Origin of the sequence: Suilimivivens sp. (assembly GCF_037359455.1) — a bacterium.
In the GTDB taxonomy this organism is placed as follows: Bacteria; Bacillota; Clostridia; order Lachnospirales; family Lachnospiraceae; genus Suilimivivens; species Suilimivivens aceti.
On the sequence record NZ_JAXXXI010000035.1, the window covers coordinates 1 to 15,978 of the forward strand.

At 45.1% G+C, this 15,978-nt stretch carries 14 protein-coding genes; 12 read left to right on the forward strand and 2 right to left on the reverse strand.

Annotated elements, in window-relative coordinates:
• Positions 1-79: 79 nt before the first annotated feature.
• Positions 80-1,222: a hypothetical protein gene (locus WJQ40_RS05140; protein WP_262575721.1), complete on the reverse strand. Its 1,143-nt coding sequence runs from the start codon at positions 1,220-1,222 to the stop codon at positions 80-82.
• 191 nt (positions 1,223-1,413) lie between these two features.
• On the opposite strand from WJQ40_RS05140, the gene WJQ40_RS05145 reads away from it, so the two are divergent.
• The 10 genes from WJQ40_RS05145 (at position 1,414) to WJQ40_RS05190 (ending at position 13,453) form a co-directional block, all read left to right on the forward strand.
• Positions 1,414-2,325, forward strand: coding sequence for a LysR family transcriptional regulator (locus WJQ40_RS05145; RefSeq protein ID WP_337538335.1), 912 nt, complete (start codon positions 1,414-1,416; stop codon positions 2,323-2,325).
• Between the two features lie 150 nt (positions 2,326-2,475).
• Positions 2,476-3,003, forward strand: coding sequence for a hypothetical protein (locus WJQ40_RS05150; RefSeq protein WP_118799135.1), 528 nt, complete (start codon positions 2,476-2,478; stop codon positions 3,001-3,003).
• Between the two features lies 1 nt (position 3,004).
• On the forward strand, positions 3,005-4,735 hold the full coding sequence (locus WJQ40_RS05155; RefSeq protein WP_118799136.1) for a carbon starvation protein A: 1,731 nt from the start codon (positions 3,005-3,007) through the stop codon (positions 4,733-4,735).
• A gap of 195 nt (positions 4,736-4,930) precedes the next feature.
• Positions 4,931-5,506, forward strand: a complete 576-nt coding sequence (locus WJQ40_RS05160) for a xanthine phosphoribosyltransferase (RefSeq protein ID WP_118799137.1) — start codon at positions 4,931-4,933, stop codon at positions 5,504-5,506.
• 160 nt (positions 5,507-5,666) lie between these two features.
• Positions 5,667-6,974 carry a BMP family ABC transporter substrate-binding protein gene (locus WJQ40_RS05165; protein WP_262575717.1) on the forward strand — a complete coding sequence of 436 codons (1,308 nt, stop codon included), beginning with the start codon at positions 5,667-5,669 and terminating at the stop codon, positions 6,972-6,974.
• A 142-nt stretch (positions 6,975-7,116) separates the two neighbouring features.
• Positions 7,117-8,649: an ABC transporter ATP-binding protein gene (locus WJQ40_RS05170; RefSeq protein WP_118799139.1), complete on the forward strand. Its 1,533-nt coding sequence runs from the start codon at positions 7,117-7,119 to the stop codon at positions 8,647-8,649.
• Positions 8,642-9,745 carry an ABC transporter permease gene (locus tag WJQ40_RS05175; protein WP_118799140.1) on the forward strand — a complete coding sequence of 368 codons (1,104 nt, stop codon included), beginning with the start codon at positions 8,642-8,644 and terminating at the stop codon, positions 9,743-9,745. The genes WJQ40_RS05170 and WJQ40_RS05175 overlap by 8 nt, the downstream gene beginning before the upstream one ends.
• 2 nt (positions 9,746-9,747) lie before the next feature.
• The gene (locus WJQ40_RS05180) at positions 9,748-10,749 is read left to right on the forward strand and encodes an ABC transporter permease (RefSeq protein WP_118799141.1); all 1,002 of its coding nucleotides are present in this window, start codon (positions 9,748-9,750) and stop codon (positions 10,747-10,749) included.
• A gap of 27 nt (positions 10,750-10,776) precedes the next feature.
• Entirely contained in the window at positions 10,777-12,600 is a 1,824-nt protein-coding gene (ftsH, locus tag WJQ40_RS05185; RefSeq protein ID WP_337538341.1) for an ATP-dependent zinc metalloprotease FtsH, read from the forward strand.
• A gap of 1 nt (position 12,601) precedes the next feature.
• Positions 12,602-13,453: a CorA family divalent cation transporter gene (locus WJQ40_RS05190; protein ID WP_118799143.1), complete on the forward strand. Its 852-nt coding sequence runs from the start codon at positions 12,602-12,604 to the stop codon at positions 13,451-13,453.
• Between the two features lie 55 nt (positions 13,454-13,508).
• Here the strand turns inward: WJQ40_RS05190 and WJQ40_RS05195 are convergent, their stop codons facing one another.
• The gene (locus tag WJQ40_RS05195; RefSeq protein WP_262575710.1) at positions 13,509-14,498 is read right to left on the reverse strand and encodes a 2-hydroxyacid dehydrogenase; all 990 of its coding nucleotides are present in this window, start codon (positions 14,496-14,498) and stop codon (positions 13,509-13,511) included.
• 193 nt (positions 14,499-14,691) lie between these two features.
• Here WJQ40_RS05195 and WJQ40_RS05200 point away from each other — a divergent pair, with 193 nt between their 5' ends.
• On the forward strand, positions 14,692-15,450 hold the full coding sequence (locus WJQ40_RS05200; protein ID WP_337538345.1) for a threonine/serine exporter family protein: 759 nt from the start codon (positions 14,692-14,694) through the stop codon (positions 15,448-15,450).
• A gap of 20 nt (positions 15,451-15,470) precedes the next feature.
• Positions 15,471-15,917, forward strand: a complete 447-nt coding sequence (locus WJQ40_RS05205) for a threonine/serine exporter family protein (RefSeq protein ID WP_337538347.1) — start codon at positions 15,471-15,473, stop codon at positions 15,915-15,917.
• Positions 15,918-15,978: the final 61 nt, after the last annotated feature.

The following is a 15,978-nucleotide window of genomic DNA, read 5'->3' on the forward strand; positions in this document are numbered from 1 at the left end:
CACCCACTTATGAGCAAGCTCATGTGGGCTTAGACCTTTTGACCCTGGTATCATATTATATCAATTATATCACAGGAATTCATACTTTCCAGTTCTTTATGATCTTATATCCGCCGATTAACAGCGTAGGAAGCAGATAGAAGAGGATAAAGCCATAGGAGAGGAGAGAATAGCCTTTCTCGATCAGGGTAACAACACCGATCCTTGATAAGATCAGGGCAGCGATCAGGGTAATGACAGTGATGATTCCGCGCTTCCTGTCAGAAAGCTTCTCTGATCCCTTTTCAACCAGTGCTACATCAAAACGGTCAATGATCATATGGATACAGCCTGTTGCGGTTTCCACAAGAGTCCAGCCCATAACAATACTGAACAGAGTGATCAGGACAGGACCGCCGTTGATGGCAAGGATCATTTCCATCCAGGGGGTTGTTACGTCAGCACCGACAATGGAGGGATCTCCATAGAAGCACATCATTGCGAAGTAAGACAGGAACCACGGGATTACCATCAGAAGACCTGCGATGATACCGGAAATGAAGGTTTCCTTTCTTTTGGTCTGTCTGGTCAGGGAGAACATACCCATGGGAATGGCATTGATGTTATAGGCAACATACAGGATGCCGGTGCCGATACAGAGGGGAACCGTTACGGAACCATCATAGGAGCTGGTATCCATGGTGCTGAAAACATGGGAAATGTTACTGCCTTTGTTTATCAGAACAAGAACTGTGAACAGGATATAGCCACCATAGAGAAGGATCGTACCGATGGACTCAAATTTCTCGATTACCTTGGAGCCTTTGAAATTCAGAAGACCACAGATCAGGACGATCACAACAGAGCCAAGGATATTAGGCAGTCCAGCCTGCTCAAAGATACTGCCGGTAGCGGCGGCCATTACGGCGATCAACAGGATAGCGATCAGAACGGTCAGTATATCCATGACGGGCCATAAGGGACCGATCACCTTTTTGATATAGTTTTTGTAATCATAAACCTTATAGATACGGCAGATCTCAAAGGTAAGGAAAGCAAACAGGGCAAAACCGATACCGATCGTCAGACCGGAGATCCAGCCAAGGGCACCGAATTTGGCACCGTAGGAATAAATTTCACGTCCAGTAGCATAGCCGCCGCCGATTAGAACGGATTGAAGAAGAACACCGGGCAGAATATATTTTGCATAGGTGCCTTCATAGAAATGCTTGAAGTTTTTCATGATAGTGTTCGCTCACTTTCTTTTGTTATTTATAAAATGAATTATAGAGGATACCAGGAAAACTTGCCAATAGAAATATCACATATTATAATAAGTAAAACTTATTATGCCAGAGGCAGAAGACCTAAGCCCCAAGCTGACTCATGTGGGTTTAGAATTATAGACTCTGGCAGTATAAAAAAGGGGAAATTATGAATCTGAAACAGATGGAATATTTTGTGGCGGTAGCAGAGCAGCTTAATTTTACCAGAGCAGCCAGACAGTGCTTTGTTTCACAGACAGCCATGACATTGCAGATACAGTCATTGGAAGAAAAGGTGGGAGTACCTTTATTTGTCAGGGATAAGCACCACGTGGAGCTGACAGCAGCAGGAAAGGTTTATCTGAAGGAAGCCAGGGTTATCCTGATCAGGGCAGAGGAAGCTGCCAAGCTGGCAAGGACAGCAGCAGAGGGAGTATACGGGGAGCTTACCATAGGATTTATCCGTGGTTATGAGCAGAGCCGGTTCTCAGAGACTTTGCGGAGCTTCCGGGAAGCCTATCCGCATATTTCCCTTCACCTTGTCCGGGAAAATATGACAACCTTATACAAGCTGTTGGAGGACGGTACCTGCGATGTGGTGTTTAACCTCTCCCAGTTCACCCAGAGCTTTGAAGATCTGGAGCATCGTTTCCTGAAAAGGTATCCAATGATGGCAGTTCTGTATCCAGGACATATCCTTTCAGGAGAAAATCATCTGCAGTACAGGGATCTTGCCAGGGAGGATTTTATCATCATGCAGCCAAAAGGGCGGTCCAATGACGAAGCGGAGGAGGTTTTGATCTGCTATAACAGAGGCGGGTTTATTCCTAATATAATACTCCGTGAGCAGGAGGTGCAGACAGTACTTCTTGAGGTGTCGGCAGGGTTTGGAATAGCGATCCTGCCGGAATATGCTGTCCGTTATTACAGAAATGCCAGGAATCTGGTGATCGTACCGCTTGTGCGGGAGGATGGCAGCGCAGAGCAGCTGGATCTGGAGATTGGCTGGAAGCGTGAAAATAAAAATCCGGCGATCGAAAAGCTGCTTGCGTGGATGAAAACTCACGAATATACAGAATAATGTCATATCAAAATTATTTTTCCGGGCAAATGTGAAAAAAGATCAAAAGAAATATTACAAAAAACAGGTTGCAAAAAACGCAATACCGTATTAGAATAAAAAACGCAAAGAATCTTAACATGAAATTAACATATGTGGAGAACCATCGGAATGGAATATACAAGAGAAGCAGTCATTGACAGACTGCTGAGGAGCTATAGCTCCTGCTATAATATTCATCTGATCGAAGATGACCAGGTACCAATCACAGCACGCTGTGATTTTTTTGAGCACTCAGGGAAATATGTGATATCAAAAAAGGCAGAACTTTGGTCTGCTGATAATGAAGAATTCCTATATCTTGTCAATATTCCCCATCTGACAATGGAGCTTTATCAGAAATGGAGAGATTATATCCATGAAGATGGCATGAACCGCATTCATGTCGGACCGGGACACATGGCCTCTTATATCACCCCGGTTTTTATCTGTGATACCTGTGAGGAAGAGGCAAGAAAGGCATTGAAGAAGTGCCGCATTTACAAAAGTTTTCATTTTTCGCTGCATGGCTGGGCAGATCATCATACCGCGCTGATAGAGCTGTCAACAGGACAGATTGACGCAAATGCAGGCGGCAGACAGACAGCGAAAATTTTGAAAAAAGTACTATATTCAAAAAAATCGAAGGGAGATAGGTAATATGAATTCATTAGTACTTCTGATCATCTGCGTTGCCATTCTGGTGCTGGGATATATCTTCTACGGCGGCTGGCTGTGCAAACAGTGGGGCGTAGGTGAAGGAAACAATGAGACACCGGCTCATACCATGGAAGATGGTGTTGACTATGTACCGGCGAAAGCACCGGTTCTGATGGGACATCACTTTTCATCTATTGCAGGTGCCGGCCCTATCACAGGACCAATTGGTGCAGCTATGTTTGGATGGCTGCCTGTAACACTCTGGATTCTTATAGGAGGTATTTTCTTTGGTGGTGTACATGACTTTGGTGCACTTTTCGCATCTGTCCGCAACAAAGGCATGTCTATCGGAGAGATTATTTCCGCAAATATGAGCAAGCGTGCAAAGAGGCTGTTCATCATCTTCTCTTATCTGACGCTGATCCTTGTTGTAGCTGCTTTCGCATCTATTGTAGCATCTACATTCGGAGCAACCTTTGATGAGAGCGGAGCAGTAGATATGGTTAAGTCTGAAACACCTGCATCTGTAGCCATGATTTCTTTACTGTTCATCGTTATTGCCATTGTATTTGGCTTCTGCGTATACCGCAGAAATATGCCTATGGGTATTGCATCCGTAGTTGGCGTACTTGCTATCATTGGTATTATGGCGGTCGGTATGAACTTCCATCCCATCTATCTGTCTACAAAGACATGGATGTGGATCGTTGGTCTTTACATTGCAATCGCTTCTGTAACACCGGTATGGATCCTGCTTCAGCCCCGTGACTACTTAAGTTCATTCCTGCTTTATGCAATGCTTGCGGTAGCAATCTTTGCTGTTGTTGTGGGACATCCTACCTTTGATGCAAGCTTCCCGGCATTTGGAGGATTTGCAGTAGACAATGGAAATGGTACGCAGTACTTATTCCCTGTACTGTTTACAACAGTTGCCTGCGGTGCAATCTCCGGTTTCCATTCACTGGTTTCTTCAGGAACAACATCCAAGCAGCTGGATAAGGAAAAGGATGCCAAACCCATTGCTTATGGTGGTATGCTTCTTGAGTGCGTGCTTGCAGTCCTGACTCTTTGTGCAATCGGATATGCATACAAGTGGAATGCAGCTAACCCGGACAATGCCCTGGTTGGTGCAACAGCAATCTTCGGTGGCGGTATCGCTCATATGGTAGATGATGTGATCCCCGGAAGCTATGCAATCCTGAATTCCTTACTGGTATTAACCTATTCTGCATTCTGTCTGACATCACTGGATACAGCAACACGTCTTGCACGTTTCATGTTCCAGGAGTTCTGGCTTGAGCCCGGTCAGACAACAAAGGATGTAAAGGAAGGCTGGAAGAAGGTAATGGTTAACCCTTACTTCGCAACGATCCTTACTGTAGTTCTTGGTATTCTTCTTGGTATGACAGGCTATGCAAAGATCTGGGGTCTGTTTGGTGCTGCTAACCAGCTCCTTGCAGGTATCGGACTTCTTGCAGTTGCAACATGGCTTGGTAATGCAGGAAAGAACAATAAGATGTTCCTGATCCCTATGGCATTCATGATCGTAGTAACGATCAGCTCACTGGCTCTGACTGTAAAGAACCAGATCGGAATTATTTCCGCAGGCGGTGCTGACTGGGGTCCTTATGCACAGACAATTCTTGGTATTCTTCTGATCGTGCTGGCTGTAGTCCTTGTTATTGAGGGTGTACAGACTCTGAAGAATCAGAAGGCAAAGAAAGCCGCATAAGAAAACTGAATTTAGCTGATATCAGAGGGCAGGGCAGCCGGCAGGCTGTTCTGTCCTTTTTTGCCCGGTTCTTTTACAATGGTGAAAATATGTACGAAGTGGCAATTACATATTGAAAAAATGCAGGTAACATATTTATAATAGGAATATCTACCTGCAAAGCAGGGAATGAGCGAAAGAGGAGAGAGCACGGAAATGAAATTACTTGAGGAACGTATCCGTAGGGATGGAACAGTAAAGGCAGGCAATGTATTAAAGGTAGATTCTTTTCTGAATCACCAGATGGACATTGACCTGTTTAATGAAATGGGAAAAGAGTGGGCACGTTTGTTTGCAGACCGTCCGGTCACAAAGATCCTGACAGTGGAGGCATCCGGTATCGGTATTGCCTGTGTGGCTGCCCAGCATTTTCATGTACCGGTGGTATTTGCCAAGAAAACACAGTCTCTGAATATTGACGGAGAGGTGTATACCACAAAGATAGAGTCATTTACCCATAAGAGAGTATATGATGTGATCGTTTCCAAAAAATTTCTGAGCCCGGAGGATCATGTCCTCATCATTGATGATTTTCTTGCTAACGGCTGTGCACTGGAGGGGCTGATCGAGATCGTACAGAAGGCAGGTGCCACAGTAGAAGGAATCGGTATTGCTGTAGAGAAAGGCTTCCAGAAGGGCGGAGACCTGATCCGAAGCAAAGGTGTCAGACTGGAGTCACTGGCAATCGTAGAGAGCATGGATGCAGAGACAGGTGAGATCACCTTTCGCTAAAATATAACAAATTTTGAACCTTCTCTTGACAAGGGCAGTTACAGATGATTATACTGACTATTGTTGAGAAAAGACGGACAATGGGGTTGTATGGAAAGTCATACTGCCCTTTTTACGTCAGGTATGCAAACACCCTAAGAGGGAAAACAGGAGGAAAATTATGAAAAAGAAAGTCGTAAGTTTACTTACAGCTATGGCTTTGACAGTTGTTGCACTGACTGGATGTGGTTCTGCCGCAGCAGATACAACTGACACCGCAGCAGAAGCAGCAGAAGGCACAGAGGAGACGGCTGACGCTGAAGCAGCAGACACAGAGACAGCTGATGCAGACACAGAGGCAGCTGAGGGCGCAGATATGTCCAGCGTAAAGGCAGGTTTTATTTTCCTGCATGATGAAAACTCTACCTATGATCTTAATTTCTTAAACGCAGCAAAGGCAGCTTGTGAAAAGCTTGGCGTTGAATGTGTAACAAAGACAAACATCCCGGAAGGACAGGAGTGCTACGAAGCAGCATGTGAACTGGCAGATGCCGGATGCAATTTCATTTTTGCAGACAGCTTTGGACATGAGGATTATATCATTGAAGCAGCTAAGGAATATCCTGATATCCAGTTCAGCCATGCAACAGGAACCAAGGCACATACAGAGAATCTTTCCAATTATCATAATGCATTTGCATCCATTTATGATGGACGTTATCTTGCAGGTATTGCTGCAGGTATGAAGCTGAATGAGATGATCGATAATGGTGATATCACAGCAGACCAGGCTAAGATCGGTTATGTTGGGGCATATACTTATGCAGAAGTTATCTCCGGTTATACATCTTTCTTCCTTGGCGCACGTTCTGTATGCCCTACAGCAACCATGGAAGTAACCTTTACAGGTTCCTGGTATGATGAGACAGCAGAGAAGGAAGGCGCTAACAAGCTGATCGAGGACGGATGCGTACTGATCAGCCAGCATGCAGACTCCATGGGAGCTCCTACTGCATGTGAAACAGCTGGTGTACCTGATGTTTCCTACAATGGAAGCACAGCAAGTGCATGTCCTAACACATTCCTTGTATCCTCCAGAGTAAACTGGGAGCCTTACTTCGAATATGCTATGACCTGTGTTGCCAATGGAACTGCTATTGACACTGACTGGTGTGGAAATCTTGAGACTGGTTCCGTAGAGCTGTCTGAGCTTGGAAGCTGTGCAGCAGAAGGCACTCAGGAAGCTATTGATGCAGCCAAGGCAGATATCATTGCAGGTAATTTACATGTATTTGATATCTCTACATTTACTGTAGAGGGCAAGACACTGGACAGCTATGAAGCAGATGTTGATACAGATGCTGATTATACACCTGATCATGAAGTAGTAGTTGATGGATATTTCCATGAATCTGGAGAAGGATTCCGTTCAGCACCTTACTTCAATGTTCAGATCGATGGAATCACCCTTCTGGATACAGCATTCTAACAGGGCCATTTGATTGACTTTTGAATGATTCAGAGGGCGGCGCAGCGAATTTCGCCGTGCCGCCCTTTTTCTATTGTCATACAGTGTGTGATAATAGAAAAAGGGCGGAAAATGACGCAAAAGACTCGAAAGGGGATAGAAGATGGAAACCAAAACAGCCGCAGTGTCAATGAAAAATATTACCAAGACATTTGGCCCGGTAATAGCCAATGATAAGGTGAACTTGGATATTTACAAGGGAGAGATCTTATCATTACTTGGAGAGAATGGAAGTGGAAAGACAACTCTGATGAATATGCTTTCTGGAATTTACTTTCCGGATGAGGGACAGATATTTATCAATGGAAGGGAAGTAGTGATCAAATCCCCGAAGGATGCGCTGAAGCTTGGAATTGGTATGGTACATCAGCATTTTAAGCTGATCGATGTGCTGTCGGCGACAGAAAATATCATTCTCGGACTGCCCGGCAAGCTGAATATTAAGGAAGCTTCCAAAAAAATTGAAGATATCTGTAATAAATATGGATTTGAGGTAGATCCGGGTCAGAAGATCTATGATATGTCTGTTTCCCAGAAGCAGACAGTAGAGATTGTCAAGGTACTTTATCGTGGGGCAGATATCCTGATCCTGGATGAGCCGACTGCGGTTCTGACTCCACAGGAAACAGAGAAGCTGTTCCATGTTCTTCGTAAGATGAGGGATGACGGTAAGGCGATCGTTATTATCACCCATAAGATGCATGAGGTGGAATCCCTTTCTGACAGAGTGGCAGTATTGCGGAATGGACAGTATATAGGCAGTATGATGACCAAAGATACCAATGTGACAGAAATGACCAATATGATGGTTGGACATGCAGTTACTCTGAATATTGAAAGACCGGATCCGGTGGATCCAAGGCCGCGTATAGAAGTGGAAGGTCTTACCATACGGAATGAGGATGGGATACTGAAGCTGAAGGATGTTTCCTTCACCGCAAACAGTGGAGAGATCCTTGGTATTGCAGGTATTTCCGGATGTGGACAGAAGGAACTGCTGGAAGCGATCGCAGGTCTTCAGGTAACAGAGTCTGGCAGGATCAGCTATGTGGAGGAAGACGGCACGAAGGAAGAGCTGATCGGTATGGATCCGAGGAAGATCGCAGAAAAGGGAGTATCTCTTTCCTTTGTACCGGAGGACCGCCTTGGCATGGGACTTGTTGGAAATATGGATCTGACAGATAATATGATGCTCCGTTCCTTCAGAAGGGGACACAGCCCGTTTACCAACAGGAAATCACCGAGGAAGCTGGCAGAGGATGTAGTAGAAAGTCTAGAGGTAGTAACACCAGGTATTACAACTCCGGTCAGAAGGCTTTCAGGCGGAAATGTACAGAAGGTACTGGTTGGACGTGAAATTGCATCGGCACCGACGGTACTCCTTACTGCTTATGCTGTGAGAGGGCTTGATATTAACTCTTCCTATACAATCTATGATCTGATCAATGAGCAGAAAAAGAAAGGTGTAGCCGTTATTTTTGTTGGAGAGGATCTGGATGTACTCCTTGAGCTTTCAGATAAGATCCTTGTGCTTTGCGGCGGTGAAGTGAGTGGTATTGTAGATGCCAGAAATACAGATAAAAATGAGGTTGGTATGCTGATGACCAGAGTAGGAGGCAGGAAAGATCATGAATGAAAAAAAGAAAGAACCGCTTTTTCATATAGTGAAAAGAAGTGCGCTTCCTTGGTACCAGGCACTTCTGATCCGTATCGCAGCTATTATACTGGCATTGATCCTGTGCGCTGTTATTACAACGATAACGACAGGGATTAATCCGATCCAGGTGTATGAATCTATTTTTGCAGGGGCATTTGGCAGTGTAAGAAAGACTTGGGTCACTCTGCAGAATATTTCCATTCTTCTTCTGATTTCGCTGGCACTGACACCGGCATTTAAAATGAAGTTCTGGAACATAGGAGGAGAAGGCCAGGTGCTTGTCGGTGGTCTTGCAGCTGCAGCGTGCATGATCTGTCTGGATGATAAAATGCCGGGTGGACTTGTGATTTTATGTATGGTGCTCGCCAGTATCGCGGCTGGTGCTGTGTGGGGATTGATCCCGGCCTTCTTTAAGGCTAAGTGGAATACCAATGAAACACTTTCCACGCTGATGATGAACTATATTGCCACACAGCTTGTAGCCTTCTTTACGATCGTATGGGAGGTGCCAAAGGGCTCCGGAAAGATCGGTATTATCAATCAGGATACCAATCTCGGATGGCTGCCACAGGCATTTGGATCCAAATATCTGCTGAGCATTATTGTAGCAGCTCTTGTTACTTTGTTTATGTATGTTTATCTGAACTTCAGTAAACAGGGATATGAGATCTCTGTTGTAGGTGAGAGTGAAAATACAGCCAAATATGTAGGAATCAAGGTAGAAAAGGTTATTATCCGTACCATGCTGTTATCCGGTGCGGTCTGCGGACTGGTAGGACTTTTATTAGTTGGCGGGATCAATCATACTGTGACAACTACGATCGCAGGCGGACAGGGCTTTACAGGTGTCCTGGTATCCTGGATGTCCAAATTTAATCCGCTTACTATGGTATTTTCCAGCTTTCTGATTATTTTTATGGACAGAGGTGCCAGTGAGATTTCTACAAATTTCGGACTGAATCATTCCTATGCGGATATTCTGACAGGTATCATTCTGTTCTTTATTATCGGATGTGAATTCTTTATCACTTACAGACTGCAGTTCCGTAAGAAAGCAGAAAAGGAGGAACAGTAATCATGTGGAATTTTTTACTTGCCTTTATACCAAGAGCAATCGTCCAGGGAATCCCACTTCTCTATGGAAGTACCGGAGAGATCATCACAGAAAAGTCAGGTAACCTGAATCTGGGTATTCCAGGAGTTATGTATGTGGGTGCGATCAGTGGTGTTATTGGATCCTTCTTTTATGAAAGATCTGCAGGAAGTGCGGCAGCCATGAATCCGGTGCTGGCAATCCTGATTCCCATGCTTTGTTGTCTGATCGGATCCATGCTGATGGGTCTGTTATATTGCTTCCTGACAGTAACTCTGCGGGCAAACCAGAACGTGACAGGTCTTGCCATGACAACCTTTGGTGTCGGTTTTGGAAACTTCTTCGGGGGTTCCCTGATCAAGCTGGTTGCAAGTGATGTTCCGTCTATTGCCCTTTCAGCGACCAGCAGTTATTTCAGCAAGTCCCTTCCGTTTGCAGGAAAGCTTGGCTGGTTTGGAAAGCTGTTTTTATCCTATGGATTTCTGGCATATCTTGCAGTTATCATTGCAGTAGCGGCGTCCTATTTCCTGAATCATACCCGTGCAGGACTGCACCTGCGGGCAGTGGGAGAGGGACCAAATACAGCAGATGCGGCAGGAATTAGTGTAACAAGGTATAAATATCTGGCAACCATAGCGGGCTGTATGATCGCAGGTCTTGGTGGTCTGTATTATGTCATGGATTATGCCTGCGGCGTTTGGTCAAACGATGCCTTTGGTGACAGAGGATGGCTTGCTATCGCTCTTGTTATATTCACCATATGGCGTCCTAACGTCAGCATATTTGCTTCCTTCCTGTTCGGTGGTCTTTATATCCTGTATCTGTATATACCGACAGGAATGGATCATATGGAGTATCAGGAACTATATAAAATGATCCCTTATGTGGTAACCCTGGTGGTACTGGTAGTGACCAGTATCAGGAGTAAGCGTGAAAGTCAGCCGCCGGCAAGTCTTGGACTGGCGTACTTCAGAGAAGAAAGATGATCAAAGAAAGCAGGAAAGGAAAAAAGGATGAATGAGATAAAAAAGCCTAAGAAACCATTGATTTTTTATTACACGCTTGTACTGATAATCATAATTCTGATTAATTCCCTTCTGGTTCCCTGGATGGCAAAAATGCAGATCAAGGAAGTAGATTACGGCACTTTCATGACCATGACCGATAATAAAGAGATCGGAAAGGTAGAGATCCAGAGTAACCAGATTCTGTTTACCAATAAGGATGAATCTGTTATTTACAAAACCGGAGTGATCGAAGATCCGGGACTGGTGGAAAGACTGCACGATTCAGGAGCAGAATTTGCCAGTGAGATCGTAGAACAGACATCACCGTTACTTTCATTCCTGCTGACATGGATCCTGCCGCTTGTGATTTTCTTTGCCATAGGTGAATTCCTGAGCAGGAAGATGATGGACAAGGCAGGAGGCGGAGCCGGTTCCATGATGTTTGGCATGGGTAAGTCCAACGCGAAGGTCTATGTACAGTCATCAGAAGGAATTAAATTTAATGACGTGGCAGGAGAGGATGAAGCCAAGGAGAATCTGACTGAGATCGTAGAATATCTTCATAATCCTGAGAAATATAAGGAGATCGGAGCCTCCATGCCAAAGGGTATCCTGCTTGTAGGTCCTCCCGGAACCGGTAAGACCATGCTTGCCAAGGCAGTAGCAGGAGAAGCAAGCGTTCCATTTTTCTCTATTTCCGGTTCTGAGTTTGTTGAGATGTTTGTCGGTATGGGAGCAGCCAAGGTAAGAGATCTGTTTAATCAGGCCAAGGAAAAGGCACCCTGTATCGTGTTTATTGATGAGATTGATGCCATTGGCAAGAAGCGTGATGGAAGCATGGGCGGCAATGATGAAAGAGAGCAGACTCTGAACCAGCTTCTGACAGAGATGGATGGTTTTGAAGGGAATAACGGTGTCATCATCCTGGCAGCAACCAACAGACCGGAATCTCTTGATCCGGCGCTGACAAGACCGGGACGTTTTGACAGACGTGTACCCGTTGAGCTTCCTGATCTTAAGGGAAGAGAAGAGATCCTTAAGGTACATGCAAAAAAGATCCGCATTGCGGAGGACATTGACTTTAACAAGGTGGCAAGGATGGCATCCGGAGCCTCTGGAGCAGAGCTTGCCAATATCGTAAATGAAGCGGCACTCCGTGCCATCAGGGATAACAGAAAGTATGCAACCCAGTCAGACCTTGAGGAAAGCATAGAGGTTGTTATCGCCGGTTACCAGAAGAAGAATGCGATCCTGACAGACAAGGAAAAATGGACAGTAGCCTACCATGAGATCGGACATGCCATGGTTGCAGCCCTGCAGACCCATTCCGCACCGGTACAGAAGATCACGATCATCCCAAGAACCTCCGGAGCCCTTGGCTATACCATGCAGGTAGAAGAGGGCAATCATTATCTGATGACAAAGGAAGAGCTGGAGAATAAGATTGCTACATTGACTGGTGGACGTGCGGCAGAGGAAGTAGTTTATAACAGTATATCCACAGGCGCTTCCAATGATATTGAGCAGGCAACCAAGCTGGCAAGAGGCATGGTTACCCGTTATGGCATGACAGATGACTTTGACATGGTTGCACTGGAGACAGTAACGAACCAGTATCTGGGCGGAGATGCTTCCCTTGCCTGCTCACCACAGACACAGGCTCTGATCGATGGAAAGGTGGTAAGCCTTGTGAAGACACAGCATGAAAAGGCAATTTCACTGCTGAAGAATAACAGGGAAAAACTGGATGAGCTTGCAAAATTCCTTTATGAAAAGGAAACAATCACAGGAGAGGAATTTATGGAGATCCTGAATAAGGAGCAGCAGTGATATGCAGAGGGTACTGCGTTTTGAAGAGGCCTATAAGGCAGAAAGTATCATAGACAATATGGCACTGCAGAAGGGCGTGCTGAAGGATTATCTGGAAAAGCGCAGAACAGCCGCCTTTGAATCCTATATAAATTTTAATCTGTGCAGCTTTGATTTTTATGATGTAGACAGTACTCTGGTAGATACCGCCAGAGTACTTCTATATCTTGACAGGGAGGATCTGATCATTTTCTGTGAGGATGAAAGAACCTGTCAGAGCATGAAAAAACTTCTGCCAGAGCAGGAATCAGACAAGGAAATGGCGCTTCGTGGATTTTTTACAGCACTTCTGGAAAACGATATGGATTTTATCGACAGCTGGGAGAATTCCATTACTGAGGCTGAGGATCAGGCTCTTGCAGGGGATACGAAGGATTATCTTGGAAAGATCATAGAGTACAGGAAGGAGCTCCTCCGGCTGAAGCGGTATTATACGCAGCTGCAGGTGATCTTTGACGGACTTCTGGATAATGAAAATGGACTTCTTTCCGGAGAAGCACTGAGGCATCTGGGCATCATAGACAGTCGTATTGACCGCTGCTACAGAGGCGTTCTGAACCTCAGGGATTATGTGACACAGATGAGAGAAGCCTATCAGTCTCAGATCGATATTGAACAGAATTCCCTGATGAAATTTTTTACCCTGATCACGGCAATCTTCCTGCCGCTTACCCTGATGGTGGGATGGTATGGCATGAATTTCAAAAATATGCCAGAGCTTGCCAGCAGATATGGATATCCGGTATTTATCGTGGTCAGTATATTGGTCAGTATCTTCCTCATACGGTATTTCAAAAAGAAGAAATGGCTGTAAGGCGATATCGCTTTACAGCCATATTATTTCGTATTCGTTTTAGCCTGAGTCATTCCTACTTCACATCATTTTTGCTTTCCTTACCAGCAGCATAGGTAAGTGCGTTCTCTAAAGTGGTTTCAGCAATTGCTTCCATAGCCTCTCTTGTGAAAAAGCCCTGATGGGAGGTGATCATAACGTTCGGGAAAGAGAGCAGCCTGGCTGTGGTAGAATGCTCCAGGATCTCATCTGAGCGGTCTTCAAAGACATTTTTGGTTTCTTCCTCATATACATCCAGCCCAACACCGGCAAACTTATGCATACGAATGCCTTCGATCAGATCATCCGTTTTGACAAGGGCACCTCTTGAGGTGTTGACAAGGATCACACCATCCATCATTTTTTTGATCGTTTCAATATTGATAAGATGATAGGTGTCATCCGTCAGAGGACAGTGAAGGGAGATCAGATTGCTCCCTGAGAGCACCTCATCCAGTGAAACATATGTTACAAAATCCTTTAAGTCCGGATTCTGATACATGTCATAGGCAAGAACCTTCATGCCAAAACCATTGCAGATCCGGCACATGGCAGCACCAATTTTTCCGGTACCAATGATACCGGCGGTTTTTCCATGGAAGTTAAAGCCCATCAGACCGGCAAGACTGAAATCATTTTCCCGTACCTTGTTATAGGCTTTGTAGAGTCTTCTGTTGCAGGCAAGAGCCAGTGCCATGGCATGCTCGGCAACAGCCTCCGGGGAGTAATTGGGTACACGCATGATACGGATGCCAAGCTCCGTGGCCTTTGCAGAATCTACATTATTAAATCCGGCGCAGCGCATCAGTACAAGTGAAACACCCTTGCTGTGCAGGATCTCAAGAGTCTGTTCACCTACGTTTGAGCTGACAAAAGCGCATACAGCATCAAAGCCCTCTGCAAGGGAAGCAGTACGTGGATCGAGGTCATATTTGATATATTCAATTTCAATTTCCGGAAACCGGGAAAGAGCAGCATCAAAGGACTCTTTATCGTAACTCTTGGTATCATAAAATAAAATTTTCATGGTAAAACCTCCTTCTATCATTGTAACCATTTTGAAACAGTTCATGCGACTGTTATCTTGCTTTCATGATCATTATTATAGCATGTGTTAAAAAATTAACAATATGTTTTAGAAAAATTTTAGAATTGCGGTTACAGAAAGAATCAGATACAATACAGAGGAAACTATAAATATAGGATCGGGTGAACGAATCGTGAACAGGCAGGAAGCAGAACAGTATTTATATTATGCCATGGATATCGGGGAACTTCTTCTGGAAAACGGAGCAGAAGTAGGACGGGTAGAGGATACCGTAAGGAGGATCTGTCTGGCAGGTGGAGCAGAGCGGGCAGATGTATTTTCCATTACCTCCAACATGAGTGCCTCTATTTATGGGAAGGAGTTTGGGAGCTGTACCCAGACAAGACGGGTGGTGAACACCGTTAATGATTTTCACAAGCTGGAGGAGCTGAACTGTTTATCCAGAAAAATATGTGAAGATGGAATGACCTTTGGCGAAATAGAACGAGAAATCGAGAGGATACAGAAGGAGCAGGGGTATTCATTCTGGTGGCTTGTGCTCGATTATGCATTGATATCCGGAAGCTTCTGCGTTTTCTTTGGAGGTAATGCAAGGGACATGGTGATCTCGGCACTGATCGGTGTGCTTCTTAAATTTCTGATGACCTTTATGCAGAAAACGGCAGCCAACCACCTTTTTAATGCGCTGATCTGCTCAGTGGCAGGAGGATTTCTTGCTAATCTTGCTGTATTTGCATCGGTGGCGGATCATGCTGACAGGATCAGTATTGGTAATATCATGCTGCTTATTCCGGGTATTGCCTTTACCAATTCTCTGAGGGACATGTTCTCTGGGGATACGATCACAGGACTGATCCGGTTTATGGAATCGATCCTGCTTGCTGTGATCATTGCATTCGGATTTAACATTGCGGGATTTTATTTCCGTTGAGGATATAAGGAGAAAAGAACATGAAGGAGATCATACAGCTTCTGATGGCAGGGGCAGGATCACTGGGGTTTGCAATTTTATATAATATACGCGGAAAAAAGCTCTGGGTGATAGCTGCCGGGGGAATTGCTGCCTGGGGCGTTTATCTTGCAACACAGCAGCTTACCGGAAATGACTATGCCAGCAGCTTTACAGCCTGTGTGGCACTGACCTTATATGCAGAAGTAATGGCTATTATATTCAGGACACCGGTAACTGTATTCCTGGTATCGGTTGCGATCCCGCTGATACCAGGAGCGCCCCTGTACCGGGCCATGAACAGCCTTATGCATGGCAGTGTGGAGGACTTTGCCAGGGAGGGAATCTATGCCTTTTTATTTGCAGCATCCATGGCGGCAGGAATTACACTGACGACGCTGGTATTCCGTACCATGCGGGCAAAGCGTTACCACAGAAGACATCTGTAACTGCCAGCACATGAAAAAGCCACCACAGCTGTACGTACTGGTGCTGCGGCGGCCTTCGTTT

Coding starts and splice junctions, on each gene's coding strand:
- WJQ40_RS05140 (WP_262575721.1), bottom strand. CDS start 1,222: ATGAAAAACTTCAAGCATTTCTATGAAGGCACCTATGCAAAATATATT.
- WJQ40_RS05145 (WP_337538335.1), top strand. CDS start 1,414: ATGAATCTGAAACAGATGGAATATTTTGTGGCGGTAGCAGAGCAGCTT.
- WJQ40_RS05150 (WP_118799135.1), top strand. CDS start 2,476: ATGGAATATACAAGAGAAGCAGTCATTGACAGACTGCTGAGGAGCTAT.
- WJQ40_RS05155 (WP_118799136.1), top strand. CDS start 3,005: ATGAATTCATTAGTACTTCTGATCATCTGCGTTGCCATTCTGGTGCTG.
- WJQ40_RS05160 (WP_118799137.1), top strand. CDS start 4,931: ATGAAATTACTTGAGGAACGTATCCGTAGGGATGGAACAGTAAAGGCA.
- WJQ40_RS05165 (WP_262575717.1), top strand. CDS start 5,667: ATGAAAAAGAAAGTCGTAAGTTTACTTACAGCTATGGCTTTGACAGTT.
- WJQ40_RS05170 (WP_118799139.1), top strand. CDS start 7,117: ATGGAAACCAAAACAGCCGCAGTGTCAATGAAAAATATTACCAAGACA.
- WJQ40_RS05175 (WP_118799140.1), top strand. CDS start 8,642: ATGAATGAAAAAAAGAAAGAACCGCTTTTTCATATAGTGAAAAGAAGT.
- WJQ40_RS05180 (WP_118799141.1), top strand. CDS start 9,748: ATGTGGAATTTTTTACTTGCCTTTATACCAAGAGCAATCGTCCAGGGA.
- ftsH (WP_337538341.1), top strand. CDS start 10,777: ATGAATGAGATAAAAAAGCCTAAGAAACCATTGATTTTTTATTACACG.
- WJQ40_RS05190 (WP_118799143.1), top strand. CDS start 12,602: ATGCAGAGGGTACTGCGTTTTGAAGAGGCCTATAAGGCAGAAAGTATC.
- WJQ40_RS05195 (WP_262575710.1), bottom strand. CDS start 14,498: ATGAAAATTTTATTTTATGATACCAAGAGTTACGATAAAGAGTCCTTT.
- WJQ40_RS05205 (WP_337538347.1), top strand. CDS start 15,471: ATGAAGGAGATCATACAGCTTCTGATGGCAGGGGCAGGATCACTGGGG.